The organism is Pseudomonas sp. BN415 (assembly GCF_029871195.1).
GTDB lineage: Bacteria > Pseudomonadota > Gammaproteobacteria > Pseudomonadales > Pseudomonadaceae > Metapseudomonas > Metapseudomonas resinovorans.
Genome location: NZ_SSOK01000010.1, coordinates 1 through 14,077, shown reverse-complemented (window position 1 = coordinate 14,077; position 14,077 = coordinate 1). Strand labels below are relative to the sequence as shown.

The 14,077-nt window shown below is 60.9% G+C and carries 9 protein-coding genes; all 9 read right to left on the bottom strand.

Going from position 1 to position 14,077, the window contains the following annotated elements:
• Position 1: 1 nt before the first annotated feature.
• The 9 genes from E8F20_RS02090 to gcvA all read right to left on the bottom strand — a co-directional run bounded on the left by E8F20_RS02090 (position 2) and on the right by gcvA (position 13,279).
• Complete coding sequence (locus E8F20_RS02090) at positions 2–892, bottom strand: LysR substrate-binding domain-containing protein (protein ID WP_280282226.1); 891 nt, start codon at positions 890–892, stop codon at positions 2–4.
• A gap of 66 nt (positions 893–958) precedes the next feature.
• On the bottom strand, positions 959–2,395 hold the full coding sequence (locus tag E8F20_RS02085; RefSeq protein ID WP_280282225.1) for an amino acid permease: 1,437 nt from the start codon (positions 2,393–2,395) through the stop codon (positions 959–961).
• Between the two features lie 146 nt (positions 2,396–2,541).
• Complete coding sequence (locus E8F20_RS02080) at positions 2,542–3,819, bottom strand: cystathionine gamma-synthase family protein (protein ID WP_280282224.1); 1,278 nt, start codon at positions 3,817–3,819, stop codon at positions 2,542–2,544.
• Between the two features lie 272 nt (positions 3,820–4,091).
• Positions 4,092–4,754: a methyl-accepting chemotaxis protein gene (locus tag E8F20_RS02075; RefSeq protein ID WP_280282223.1), complete on the bottom strand. Its 663-nt coding sequence runs from the start codon at positions 4,752–4,754 to the stop codon at positions 4,092–4,094.
• A 100-nt stretch (positions 4,755–4,854) separates the two neighbouring features.
• The gene (locus tag E8F20_RS02070; RefSeq protein ID WP_280282222.1) at positions 4,855–6,351 is read right to left on the bottom strand and encodes a CoA-acylating methylmalonate-semialdehyde dehydrogenase; all 1,497 of its coding nucleotides are present in this window, start codon (positions 6,349–6,351) and stop codon (positions 4,855–4,857) included.
• A 66-nt stretch (positions 6,352–6,417) separates the two neighbouring features.
• A complete protein-coding gene (locus E8F20_RS02065) occupies positions 6,418–7,575 on the bottom strand; it encodes an iron-containing alcohol dehydrogenase (RefSeq protein WP_280282221.1) in 1,158 nt (385 codons plus the stop codon).
• A 115-nt stretch (positions 7,576–7,690) separates the two neighbouring features.
• Positions 7,691–9,337 (bottom strand): BCCT family transporter, encoded by a 1,647-nt coding sequence (locus E8F20_RS02060; protein WP_280282220.1) that lies wholly within the window; start codon positions 9,335–9,337, stop codon positions 7,691–7,693.
• Positions 9,338–9,596: 259 nt separating this feature from the next.
• Positions 9,597–12,092, bottom strand: a complete 2,496-nt coding sequence (locus E8F20_RS02055) for a CoA transferase (RefSeq protein WP_280282219.1) — start codon at positions 12,090–12,092, stop codon at positions 9,597–9,599.
• 287 nt (positions 12,093–12,379) lie between these two features.
• Entirely contained in the window at positions 12,380–13,279 is a 900-nt protein-coding gene (gene gcvA / locus E8F20_RS02050; protein ID WP_280282218.1) for a transcriptional regulator GcvA, read from the bottom strand.
• Between the last annotated feature and the right edge of the window lie 798 nt (positions 13,280–14,077).

Below are 14,077 nucleotides of genomic sequence, written 5' to 3'. Positions count from 1 at the left end.
CTTACTTGTAGCGATGGGCCTGGGCCACCAGCCAGGTGGCAAAGGCCGAGGCATCTGGATGCAGTTTTGTCCCTGTACCGTGGACCAGGTAGAAGGACTCGCTGGCCTCGATGCGCTGATCGAAAAGCTCTACGAGACGGCCTTCGCGCAGCAGGTCCTCAACCATAGACGAGCGCGCCAGAGCGATGCCCTGGCCCAGTTCGGCGAGGCGCAAAGTGGAGACCAGGGTGTCGAACTGGGGGCCAGTGGAGAAATCGACGTCGTCGGCTCCAACCCGCTTCAGCCAGTAACCCCAGCCCTCTTCGTAGCCGAGCACATGCAGCAGCGGGTGACGGGCTACGTCGCGAGGTTCCTGGAGCGGCAAGTCGGCGATCAGCTGCGGCGAACAGACAGGGAACAGGGTGTCCCAGGTCAGCCGCTGCGACACCAGTCCCGGCCAGTGTCCGTGGCCCCAGCGGATCTCCACATCGTCCTCACCATCCAGCTCCTTGACCCAGAGATTGCTGATGTAACGGATATCGAGGTGGGGATGAGCGCGACGGAAATCCGCCAGCTTGGGTGCCAGCCAGAAGTGCAGGAACGAAAGGCTGCCACGCACCTTGATCGGCCGCCGCCTGTGCTGGCCGAAGATCTCGCTGGTACCCACCGCCAGGCGGGTGATGGCGTCCTGCACCACCGGTAGGTAGGACTGCCCTTCCTCCGTCAGGCCGAGGCCCCGCGGCAGGCGCTTGAACAACGCTACCCCCAGGTGGCTTTCCAACTGGCGGATCTGCTGGCTAACCGCCCCCTGGGTCAGGTGCAGCTCCTCCGCCGCGTGGGTGAAGTTGAGGTACCGCGCCGATACTTCGAACGCTCGCAACCAGTTCAACGGGGGCAAGGTTTTCTGGTTCATGCGCGGCCTCTCATGGGGTCATTTCCGGGGAATCGTCGCGTAGCGGACGGTTTCAATCAGCTCCCCTCAGGCCACCTCGGGCGTGCTGACCGGCGTGGCGTGGGAGGCCAGGCGCCGCTCACTGCCCTTACGGGTGAGCCAGTAGACGAAGTAGCACCAGGCAATGAACGGCACCCCGAAGTAGAGCGCAACTCGCTGGGCCGGATCAAAGGCAATCCCGATGCAGGCCAGCGTGCAACTCGCCAGCGCGCCCAGCGGCACCCAGGGATAACCGCGTACCCGGAACTTGAGGTCCTCGACATTGCCGCCATTGGCCACGTAATGGCGACGGAAGGCGATCTGGCTGGCAGCAATGCTCATCCACACCACCACCACGGCCAGGCCCGAAATCGACACCAGCGCGAGGTAGACGGTATCCGGGGCAAAAACGCCGCTCAGCAGCGAGGCAATGCTGCCGACCATGCTCACCACAATCGCGTTGAACGGCGTGCCCATGCGGCTCAGCTCGCCGAAGCGCTTGGGCATGTGACCCTGGTCGCTCAAGGTCCAGAGCATCCGCGAAGCGGCATACAGGCCAGAGTTGGCAGCTGACAATAACGCACTGATGATCACGAAGTTCATGATGTCGGCGGCATAAGGAATCCCGATCGACTCGAACACCGTGACGAAGGGGCTTTCCACCAGGCCGGCCTGCTCGCGCGGCAGCAGGGTCGCGAGGACGAAGATGGTGCCGACGAAGAACAGCGCCAAGCGCACTACAGTGGTACGGATTGCCTTGGGCACGTTGCGTTGCGGGTCGCGGGTTTCCCCTGCGGCGATACCGATCAGTTCGGTGCCGGAGAAGGCAAAGGACACCGCCAGCAGGGTCATGGCGATCGACCAGAAGCCGGTTGGGAACAATCCCTCACGTGTGAAGTTGCCGAGGCCGACGCTGTGAGCCTGCTGCACCTCGAACAAGCCGATGATGGCGCCGGTCCCTACTACCAAGAAAGCGATCACAGCCACCACCTTCACCAGCGACAGCCAGAACTCGGTTTCGGCGAATAGCCGTACCGACACTACATTGCTGACAAATACCGTGATGGCGAACAACGCGCTCCAGATCCATACCGGAGTGTCGGGGAACCAGCGCACCATGAGGATGCCGGCTGCAGTGAATTCCGAGCCAATGGCCACCGCCCAGGTCAGCCAATAGAGCCAGGCCACCGTATAACCGGTGCCGGGGCCCAGGTAACGTGAGGCGTAGCTGCTGAAGGAGCCGGTTTCCGGCATCTGCACGGCCAGCTCCCCAAGGCACATCATCACCATGTACACCATGACGGCGCCGATGATGTAGGCGATGACTGCCCCCAGTGGACCGGCCTGGTTGACGGTATAGCCGGAGGTCAGGAACAGGCCGGTACCGATCACCCCTCCCAGCGCCAGCATCACAATGTGGCGCGTCTGCATATCCTGTTTGAAACCAGGCCCCGAAATATTCTTATCTGTTGTTTGCGCGGACATAAGTGGACTCTCATGAAAGTTTGCGGGCAAAGAAGCTTCTGCAACCAACTTCAAGGCAGAACTGATCAAGTTGCCATCGGGTATTGTTATTGTTCCTTTTCATGATTAACTCGCTGGCTCTCCGGCCAGGAGTCAGCGAGCGAACGTCAAGTTTCCACCTCGGTGTGACGTTCGGCCAGAACAGCGGAGAAGTTCGAAGCAGGTTCGTTAACGAGTTCCCGGTGAACAAACGCAAACGCCTGCTGGAGATCGGCGAGCAGGTCGCCGGTTTCTTCGATTCCCACGGAGATCCGCACCAGACCTTCGGAGATGCCCAGCGCCTGGCGCTCCTCCAGGGTGTTCTCGACGTGACTGGTGGTGCGCGCGGGGCCATAGATGGTTTCCACCGCACCCAGGTTGCCGGCGCGATGGGCAAAGCGCAGGCGCGGTAGGAGGCGTTTCACGATGTCCATGCCGCCGGCCAGGACGAAGCTTACGATGGCGCCGAAACCGCGCATCTGCGAGCACGCGATGGCATGACCGGGATGGCTGGGCAGTCCGGGATAATTCACCGCCTCCACCAGCGGTTCGGTGAGCAGGTATTCGGCCAGCGCTTGGGCGCTCTGCTGCTGTTGGCGCAGGCGCAGGGCCAGAGTCTTGATACCCCGGATGATCAGGTAGGCGGAGAATGGGTCCAACGCCGCGCCATTGATCTCGCGGTAATGACGCACCTGGGCCATCAGACTTTCCGCGCCACACACCACGCCTCCGAGCACGTCGCCGTGGCCCGAGAGGAACTTGGTCGCGCTGTGCACCACCACATCCACACCTAGGGCCAGGGGGTTCTGGTTAAGCGGCGTGGCGAACGTGTTATCCGCCACCACCAAGGCGCCCACGCGCTTGGCCGCAGCCACCAGTCGGCGGATATCAAGGACTTTGAGGGTCGGATTGGTGGGCGTCTCCAGGTACAGCAGGTCGCAGCCCTTGGCGATCTCGTGCTCGATGGCCTCGGTATCCAGGGTGTCGCACAGAGTCACCTCCACGCCCATGCGCGGCAGAAACTCCTCGAAGATCTTGTTAGTGCCACCGTAGCTGTCGCGGGTAGACACCACGCGCTTCCCACTGCGGAGGAAGCTGTGCAGAACCCCACTGATTGCGGCCATGCCACTGCTGAAGGCCACTGCCGACTCCGACTTCTCCAGCTCGCACAGTTTGTTCTCCAGCGTGGCGACCGTCGGGTTGCTCATGCGGCTGTAGATGAAACCCTGGCTTTTGCCCAGCGCCACGTCGTACCAGAAATCGATATCCTGATAGCCATATGCGGCACTCAGGACAATTGGCGTTTGCGTAGCGTTATAGGGATGCTGTACTTGCTCTCCCGCCCATACAACTTGAGTACCAATACCCGCACACTCGCTGCGAGCATCTTCTAAATTCTTACTCATATAATTTCCCGGCGACGATCAGTACGACTTTCAAGCCATGGATTTGATTTGCGGGAAATATAGGGAAGCGCAACGCATTAGAAAAACGATGTTATCGATGCCTAAGGGCCGCTTTTTTTAATGGCTGCCCTATGTCAGCTCGTTAGCCATTCGCCGAAGCGCATCAGCAGCCAAGTCCCAGACCTCTAGTTGAGGTTCGGCTGCCCCTCCCTGATCAGCCGGCAGGTCTTGTCCAGCACGCCGCAGAGAAGCGCGGCCGTAGATGCAGATCTTCAGCAGAACAGCAGGTTGGTCTGCTCGGCGATCTGCTGAATGGTCGAGAGGATGTTGTTGATATTGACTGTTTCCTTCTCCAGCTCCTGAGTAACCTTGCTGGAGTTCTGGATGCTGCTGCCAAGCTTGTTGACCCCCGAAGTACTGCGCGCAATGACCTCTTTGCCAATACGCGTAGCCGCCAAGCCCTGTTCCGACACGTCGGTGGTCTGCACACAGGTTTTCGCTACCTCATTGGCTGCTGAAGACATCTCGGTCACGGCTGTCACAATCTGCTCCATCGAGCTCAACTGGCTCTGCAGCGTGGCGGACATTGCGGTGGTGCGCTGATTGGTATCACCGGAGACTCCATCCATTCGGATGGCGTTTTCCTTGATCACCCGGATCATGCTCTGTATCGACTCGATAAACAGGTTGAACCACCTGGCCAGTTCCCCGGTTTCATCCGCACTGAGGCGTGCTAGGCGGCGAGTCAGGTCGCCCTCGCCCTCGCCCTGAGCGATGATGCGCAATCCATCCATCACAAGGTTGATCGGGTTGACGATTCGGCGGGCAATGATCACCCCGGCAATGCCGAACAACGATACCAGTGCGGCGCAAACCGCCAAGGTTATCCAGGTCAATTCACGAGCGCCGGCATACACCTCGTCCGCCTGCTTCAAGCCAACGAACTTCCAACCCAGTTCAGGCGAGGTATGTAGGCAGCATGTAAAGTACTGCGCCCGCTGCCAGGGGCGCAGTACCTGTGAAGACAGGACAGAATTACTTCATCGTTGGCATGGAGAACGAAACGCTCTCGCGCACCCCTGCCGACGGCCAGCGCTGAGTAACTGTCTTGCGCTTGGTGTAGAAGCGAACGGCATCCGGGCCGTAGGCGTGCAGATCACCGAACAGCGAACGCTTCCAGCCGCCGAAGCTGTGATAGGCCACCGGCACCGGCAGGGGCACGTTGATCCCGACCATGCCCACCTTGATGTTGTCGGAGAAGTAACGCGCCGCTTCGCCATCACGCGTGAAGATGCAAGTACCGTTGCCGTATTCGTGGGCATCGATCAGATCCATCGCGGCCTGCATGCTGTCGACCCGTACGACCTGCAACACCGGGCCGAAAATCTCTTCCTTGTAGCTGAGCATGTCCGGCTTCACGCCATCGATCAGCGTACCGCCAACGAAGAAACCGTTTTCGTAACCCGCGACCTGAGGCTCGCGGCCGTCGACCACGATGGTCGCCCCCTGCTCTTCAGCACTGTTGATATAGCCAACGACCTTTTGCTGATGGGCCTTCGTAATCACCGGGCCGAAGTCGTTGTTCTTGTCCGAGTAGGCACCGACTTTCAGCGACTGCATGGCAGCCTGCATCTTCTCGATCAGCGCGTCGGCGGCGGCATCACCCACCGCAACGGCAACGGACAGCGCCATGCAACGCTCACCGGAGGAGCCGAAGGCCGCACCCAGCAGTTGGCTGACGGCGTTGTCCATGTCCGCGTCGGGCATCACGATGGCGTGGTTCTTGGCGCCACCCAGGGCCTGGCAGCGCTTGCCGTTGGCATTGGCGGTCTTGTAGATGTACTCGGCGATCGGGGTCGAACCGACGAAGCTGACCGCCTGGATGCGCGGGTCGCGCAGCAGCACGTCGACCGCTTCCTTGTCACCGTTGACCACGTTCATCACGCCCTTGGGCAGGCCTGCTTCCTGCAGCAGTTGCGCGATGAACAGGGTGGAGCTGGGGTCACGCTCGGACGGCTTGAGGATGAAGCAGTTGCCACAGACGATGGCCATCGGGAACATCCACAGCGGCACCATCACCGGAAAGTTGAACGGGGTGATACCGGCGACCACGCCCAACGGCTGGAACTCGCTCCAGGAGTCGATGTTCGGGCCGACGTTCTTGCTGTGCTCGCCCTTGAGCAACTCGGGTGCACCGCACGCGTATTCGACGTTCTCGATGCCGCGCTGCAGTTCACCCAGCGCGTCATGGGCGATCTTGCCGTGCTCCTCGCCGATCATCTGAGCGATGCGGTCGGCGTTCTGCTCCAGCAACTCCTTGAAGCGGAACATGATCCGTGCACGTTTGATCGGCGGCGTATTGCGCCAGTCCGGGAAAGCGGCTTCGGCAGCGGCGATGGCCTGCTCGACGGTAGTCGTGGACGCCAGGGCTACTTGCTTGCTGACTTCGCCGGTGGAGGGGTTGTACACGTCCTGCAGGCGAGTAGCGTCGCTGACGATCTGGCCGTTGATCAGGTGTCCTACTGTGTTCATCGGGTGACTCCTAGAAAATGGACGGCAGGGCTCAAGACCGCTGCCTGAACGTTGGAAAAGGAAGGGTTACCAAAGGCTGCTGTAGAGTTCGACCATTTGCTCAACCGTGGGCACACGGGGGTTGTTGCCCGGCGAGCCGGATGCGAGCGCCTGCTGCGCCATAGTCGGCATCAGTTGGAAAAAACGCTCGCGGTCGATGCCGAACTGCGCCGGTGTCGGAACTTGCAACTCGTCATTGAGTGCCTGCAGTTCGGTGAGAAGCTTTGCATTGGCCTTCTCGGCGCTGTCCTGCTCGGTGGCGACTCCCATGGCCCGCGCGCAGTCGGCGTAGCGTTCAGCCGCTGCTGGAATGGAAAAGGCCGTGATGCTGGGCAACAGCATGGCGTTGGACAAGCCATGAGGCACATGGAAGAAAGCCCCGATCGGACGACTCATGCCATGCACCAGTGCCACCGAGGCACTGGAAAAGGCGACGCCGGCGAGCGTCGAACCCAGCATCATGGCCTCGCGAGCCGCCTTGTCGGAACCGTCATGATAGGCCCGTCGCAGGTTCGGACCGATCAGGCGCATTGCGGCCAGAGCCTGGCTGTCGCTGTAGAGGTTGGCCTTCTGGCTGACGTACGCCTCGATGGCGTGAGTCAGGGCGTCCAGGCCGGTATCGGCAGTCACACGAGGAGGCAGGCTGAGCGTCAGGCTGTAGTCGACCAGTGCGGCGACAGGCATGAAGCCGATACCCACGCAGAGCATTTTTTCGTCGTTCTGCTCGTCGGTGATGATGGTGAATCGGGTCACCTCCGAGCCGGTTCCGGCGGTCGTCGGCACCGCGATGATCGGCAGGCCGGTTTCGGTAACGTTGCGTGGGAACTTGTAATCACGCATCTCACCGCCCAGCTTGGCCAGAATGCCAATGGCCTTGGCGCTGTCGATCGGGCTGCCGCCACCCAGGGCAATGATGCTGTCGTAATCACCATTGCGAGCCATGGCCACGCCGGCTTGAATCGAAGCGACCGTGGGCTCGGGAACGGTATCGGCGAAGATGTCCGCCTTGAGTCCGCTGGCGGCCAAAGTGTCCTGAACACGCGCGGCATAGCCGAGCTGAACCATCATCTTGTCGGTAATCAGCAGCGGGCGTGAACAGCCGAGGCTGCTCAGCACGTTCGGGATGGCCTCGCTGGCGCCGGCACCTAGCTGCATGATGCGCGGCAGTATCACTTGATTGGTCATGTGCACTCCAGGTTGTTTGGGCATGAGAAGACCTCGGGGAACCGGCGAGGCCATCCCATGCGTTATCGAATAAATGTTTGGCGCAGCCCGGGTAGTGACAGTGCCCGGCTTTACGCTATTGCTTGGAACTCAGCGGGGCCGCAGGGCTTGGGGCCGCTCCATGGACGTAGTCAGAACGCTCGGCACTCGCTCCTCCCAGGATCGGCGGGGCCACGCCATCAACGGTGAGAACCGGTGAACTGAGGCGCTTGCCAAAGTCCTGCTCGAGCATGCGCAGTAGCGACCAAGCAAGGATGCCCAGCACCGGAATCAATGGCAGGGCCACGATGATCGTGGAAGTCTGCACTGCCTTGAGCCCACCGACCTTGATCAGACCGATGCCAACGACTGCCAGTAGCAGAGCCCAGGTGATGCGAATCCAACGACGAGGCTCCTCATAACCGGAAAGCTCGCGCGAAGTGACCGAAGCCAGGACGTAGGCGGCCGAGTCCAGGGTCGTGGCCAGGAAGACGAAGCACAACAAGACGAAGACCACGATGACCAAATTAGCCATCGGCATGGTTTGCAGGATCGCGAGCACCGTCGCCGGGATGCCTTGCTGATTCAGAATGGCGCTGACGTCCAGGGCCCCCGAAAGCTGAAGATCCAAGGCGTAGCCGCCCCACACCGCAAAGAATACCCAGCATCCCAGGCTGCCCCAGATCAGCTCGGCGAACACCAGCTCCCGGATGGTACGACCACGGGAAATGCGCGCGACGAACAGGCCCATCATCGGTGCATAGGCGATCCACCAGGCCCAGTAGAAGATGGTCCAGTCCTGCGGAAAGCTGCCCTTGGCGACAGGATCAGTCCACAGGCTCATCTGCACGAAGTTGTTGACCATCAGGCCGAAGCTGTTGGACCAACCGTTGATAATGAACAGGGTTGGGCCGATGGCCAGAACGAAGAGCAACAGCAGCACCGCCAGATAGACGTTGATGTCGCTGAGGATCTTGATGCCTTTGCTCAAGCCGAACCATACACTCATGCCGAACAGGCCGGTCCACAGGCACAGGATCACCATGTCGAAACCGAACGACGGCTGCAGGCCGAGCACATTCGAAGCCATTGTCGACACCAGCGGTACAGCCAACCCCAGCGAGGTACCGACGCCTCCAACGATGCCAAACACCACCACGGTATCCAGCAGAATCCCAAGCCAACCGTTGGCCTTGTCGCCCAAGATTCCGCGCGCGGCAACCGAGAGACGAACACCTGGTTGACGACGAACGTACATGGAATAGGCAATCGGAATTGCCGGCAAGCAGTAGAAGGCCCAGGGCGTGAGGCCCCAGTGGAACTGCCCGTAGGCGAGCGCCCACTCGGCAGCCTCCTTGCTGTGACTGGCGAGGCCGCGGGGCGGGCCATCGAAGTAGTAAATCGGCTCGACCCACGCCCAGTTGGCGATGGCAATACCGATGCCGCCACAGAAAATCATGGCGACCCAACTGAAGTAGGAAAACTCGGGGAGATCTTCGGCACGCCCGAGACGAACGTGCCCATAGCGACCCAGGGCGAGCCACAGCAGGAAGGCCACCGTCCCAAGGCCAGCGATCAGATAGAGCCAACCGAAATTGCCGGTGGCGAAGCCGAACAACTGCTTGATGATCAAATTTCCGGACTCAGGAAACAGGGCCAGGGGAATGGTGACACCAAGAATGACGGCTATTGAGGGCCAGAACACTCGCCCGTCTAGGGCAGAGCCGTGGTTGATGTTGCTCATCGCTAAATATCCTCTTATGGGTTGGCAACAGCGGCTGGCTTTGAATAGCCGCCGCAGCCGTAATCCGCGGAAACAGCTTGTGGGTTATCCGTCGTATCACTCAGCGCGAAAGCACTGCCGGTCGAAGAGAGGGCGATGAACATCGGGCATAGCTTTTTTGTATTTGTTATTCATGATGCTTCTCATAGGGTCGTTTCAGGGGAAATCGCCCCGGCCTGCTGGGCAGCGGCCTGCCGGGGCGAAAACTGGCACCGGGCGGTTAGCTCGGCAGATACTCCTCACTCCAGCTTTCGCTGATGCAGTTGCGCTCGATCAGCGCGTTAATCTGGGCTTGGCTGTAGCCGAACTCCTGCAACACGCGGCGGGTCGATGCACCGAACTTCTCAGCCGGCGGCAGGGCACGAATGGGCGCACAGCGGGGACGGATCGCGTAGGGATCCAACTGCGTGACGCAATGACCGCTCGGGTGATCGGCATAGACGCTGAACGAATAGCTGCCCTTGTCGGTGCCGGGGCGGCCGTCAGCCGGACGGCTGTAGCGTTGGCGCAAGCTGTCCAGGTTGTCCGGCGCTACTGCGGCGATATCGGCAGCGTGCAGGCGCTGCTGCCAGGTGGAAGCCGTTTCCGAGGCCAACGCCTGGTTGAGGAAGGCCGCCCGGTCGGCGGCGGCGCTGATTCCGGCCAGGCCGGCCACGCGTTCCAGACGCGCCAGTTCCTGCTCACTGCTGTCCAGGTACAGCCAGTGGTCGGCGGTACGGTAGAAACGCGACAGATCGCTGTACCCCACCGCATCACGGCCGGAGGGCTCATTGAAGGGGCCACGGCCTGCATAGTCGAAACAGAAGGGAATCTGTACCAGGTTGCCCAGCGACGCCAGAGAGGTGCGCGCCCGGCTGACATGACCGGTTGCCGCCTTGCGGTAAAGCGCGGCGGCGACGCCCAGGGCAGCGGCGAAGCCACACATGACGTCGATGGTGCCGACGTGGGCGTGCTCTTCCGGAGTTTCCATACCACCACCGAAACGCAGCATGATGCCGGTAGTGGCCTGAATCAGGTCGTCATAGCCCAGATAATCGGTACGCGGGCCGCGACGCGGACCGCCAAAGCAGTCCAGCTGGCAGAAGATCACCCCGGGATTCACGGCCTGCAGGCTGGCTTCATCGAGGCCCAAGGGCGCCAATTGCCGATCAGGTGCGTTCATCACGATGACGTCCACCGAACGCACCAGGGTGTTGAACACCTCACGGCCATCGGCCTGGTTCAGGTCGACCAGAATGCTTTGCTTGCCACGCGCCGAGGACATGCCGAATACCACGGTATTCCACGGATCGTAATTGGGGGTTGCCGGGTCGAGCTTGATCACCTCAGCGCCGAAGCGGCCCAGGAACGAAGCTGAGTGCGGGCCAGCAATGACGTTGGTCAGGTCGAGGACACGCAACCCGTCCAGCCAGCCAACGGCCTTTTCGGCGGGAGCAGGCAGGGGGGGCGACACACACTCGGCCAGGGTGGCAAGGGCTTCTTTGACACTGACGGTGCGGCGTGGGCTGGGGGCCAGCATCATGGCGGCGCTGTCTTCCAGCCAACTGATCGCGCCCGGCTGCTTCATCCTGCCGTATTGCGGATCATCGACCTCGACCACCAGGCCGGCGGTGTTGGCATGCTCATCATGCAGCCATTCCTGAGTGGAGCGATGCGGGGCACCCGGGAACTGGCCTTCACCGAAGATCTTCTCCCATTCTGCTGCGGTCTTGGTGCGGAATACTTCTTTCATGCGCGCCGAGATACGCTGGGCCCAGTGCGCTGGCAGCGGATAGACACCAAGCGAGGCATCGCCCTCCCACTGCTCCATCGGCAGATAAGGGTTTTCGACCTTGGGCAGGCCGGCGGCGAGCATTTCCTCATACAACCCCATGGCCTGGAGACAACGCTTGGCGTGGGAACGGTGCGACGGGCACACCGCATAGAATTTGCGGCCATCGGCGCATTCATAGGTGCGGTAGAACGGGTCGAGGTATTCCTGCAGATCCTCGTAGCTGAGGTTCATGGGCAGGTTCTCGGCGCGGCGGCGCTCGATTTCCTTCTCGCGCAGCGTCTTGTAGCGCAGCGGATAGCCATCGACCTTGATCGAGTTGTACGACAGCCCCTCCATCACGGCAGAAGCCAGAGGCACTTCGATTTCATCGCCCTGGCCGCTGCGCTGGCGGGCTTGCAGGGCCAGCACCACGGACGAGACGGCCAGCATGGTGCCGTAGGACGAGGCCAGCGGCAGCGGCGAGAAGCTTGGGTTGATCCCCATCAGCACTCGATTCTGACCCATGTCGGTGAACACCCCGGATGCCGACGCGATGATCGACTCGAAGGCACGCCAGTCGCGGCGCAACTCGTCGTTGCTGGCGAAGCCCGGGATGGACAGCGTGATCAGTTCGGGGCGCTGGCGGCGCATCTCGGTGAAATCCAGACCCAGTCGCTTCATGACGCCCGGGCGGAAGTTTTCGATCAGGATGTCGGCGCTGGCGATCAGCGCCTTGGCGTCTTGCAGACCTTGGACAGACTTAAGATCAAGCTGCAGGCAGTACTTGTTGCGGTTGAGTACGGCGTTGGCCGGGCTATCCCACATTGGCCCGCTGGGGGGGTCGATATGGATGACCGTGGCACCGAGATCCGCAAGGATCATGGCCACGGCGGGCCCGGCGATGTACTGACCGAAGTCGATGACCTTGACGCCATTGAGGGGGAGTTGGCTGAGCTGTCCCATGATTCACCATCGCTTGCAAAGCCCGCTGCAGTGCGGGCTTTTGTTGTTGTGAGTGATCGTCGACACACCAAGCCCCTGCTTTACCGGAGGAGCTGGCGACGCCTTGGGGTCGTACTTTGGGAAAAATGGAGAAAGGCGAAAAGCAATAAAAAAAAACCCTATGACATGATTTTTTTTATGGCTGGATAAACCTGCTTATGACTAAGCAGGTTCTGGCATCGCCCGCGATTGCGAGGAAAGGACTTGAGAAGATAGGTAGGCCTGACGCACTTGGCGCCAGGTGAAGCTCAGCTTTCGAGGTGTGCTGCCTGGGCCTGCGATACCAGCCAGGTGATAAATGCAAGGGCCTGCGGGTTCGCCGTGGCAAGAGGGGAATACACCAGGTAGAAGGCTTCCTGGGTAATGAAACGCTGCTCGAAAGGCGCGATCAGGGCGCCTTGATCGAGCATGTGCTCGACCAGGGACGAGCGCGCCAAGGCCACGCCCTGTCCCAGCTCAGCCATCCTCAAGGCCGAGATCAAGGTATCGAACTGCAACCCCTGTGATGAATCCACGCGGTCTGCTCCGGCCTTCTTCAACCAGTAACCCCAGCCTTCCTCGTATCCCAGAACATGCAGCAATTCGTGGCGCGCAAGATCCCCGGGCGTGTTCAGTGGTTTCGACTCGGTCGCCAGCGACGGTGAGCACACCGGCACCAGGGAGTCCCAGGTCAGTCGGTCGGCTTTCAGACCAGCCCATTTGCCCTGGCCGTGGCGAATTTCCAGGTCGGCCTCGACGTCGGTGTCACCGACCCAGATATTGCTGGTGATATGCAGGTTGATCTCGGGGTGCTGCCTGCGAAATTCAGGCAGGCGCCTCGCCAGCCAGTGGATGAAGAAAACCAGATTGACGCGCACGGTCAGCACCTTGCGGTGCCCTTGGCCAAATATCTCATCGGTGGCAGCGGTCAGGCGCTCAATGGCCTCGTGAACCGCTGGCAGGTAGGCCTGGCCGGCCTCGCTGAGCTCCAGCCCCCTGGGCAGGCGCTTGAAAAGCGCGGCGCCCAGCTTCATTTCCAGCCCCTTGACCTGCTGACTCACCGCGGCCTGCGTCAGGCTGAGTTCTTCTGCGGCATGGGTGAAGTTGAGGTGGCGAGCCGCCGATTCGAACGCCCGTAACCAATTAAGCGGCGGCAAGCTTTGTTTCATAAGAGACGGTCTCCAGGACTCATGAATCAGCTACTGCGAATCTCGCCATAGCGGTTTGGCAGAAGGCTCGACACGCGCACTGAATCGACCCGGCTTTTATAGAGCCCTCCAACCCTCCGTTAGACTCCAGTGTACCGGCCTAGAGTTGACCGCTCTAGGCCGTCGCGACCTGGCCGCACGCAACCCTTTGGGTATGTCACTTTCATCCACACCTAAGCCCTCATGAATTGGCTCAGGGCTGGTGCTTGCTGAGGTGGTATTCGAAACAAAGTGAAAGCGGAGGCATGAATCGCCCCGGGTATGGCAATGCTTATGGGTTGCGATGCCAAAAATCAGGAGACGGTGGCCCCACGTCCCTCAGTGGGCGTCGTCGAAGTAATCGCCAAGGAAGTCAGTCCACCCTACCCGGCTTCCCCTTGCGCAATCAGCCAAATCCCACAGGCCAACAGCGTTGCCGCTTCCGCGGGCCATCCATAGGCTCTGTCTCCGGCGCCTAAGAAACGCTTACTCACCTAGCGGCCAGACCGCTCCCGAAAGCTCAGCGGCTTTTTTGTGCCTGCGGCATACTCGCGCCCGCACAAAACCTCTGTTCTGCCGGGAGTGGGCTAATACAAGACCCGAAAGGGAAATACGTCCGGCCCTCTAGGTGGGGTTTCTTAACTCCTGGCGCCACAGCCTTAAGAAAGCTGATTGAGACCTAGCAGAGGTAATGGATATGCCCGAGTTCCCCCAGTTTCACCCCGCCCCTCCCGCCAACGCCGAAGTCCTGATGCCCACCCGGTTCGTCCGCCACAAGCG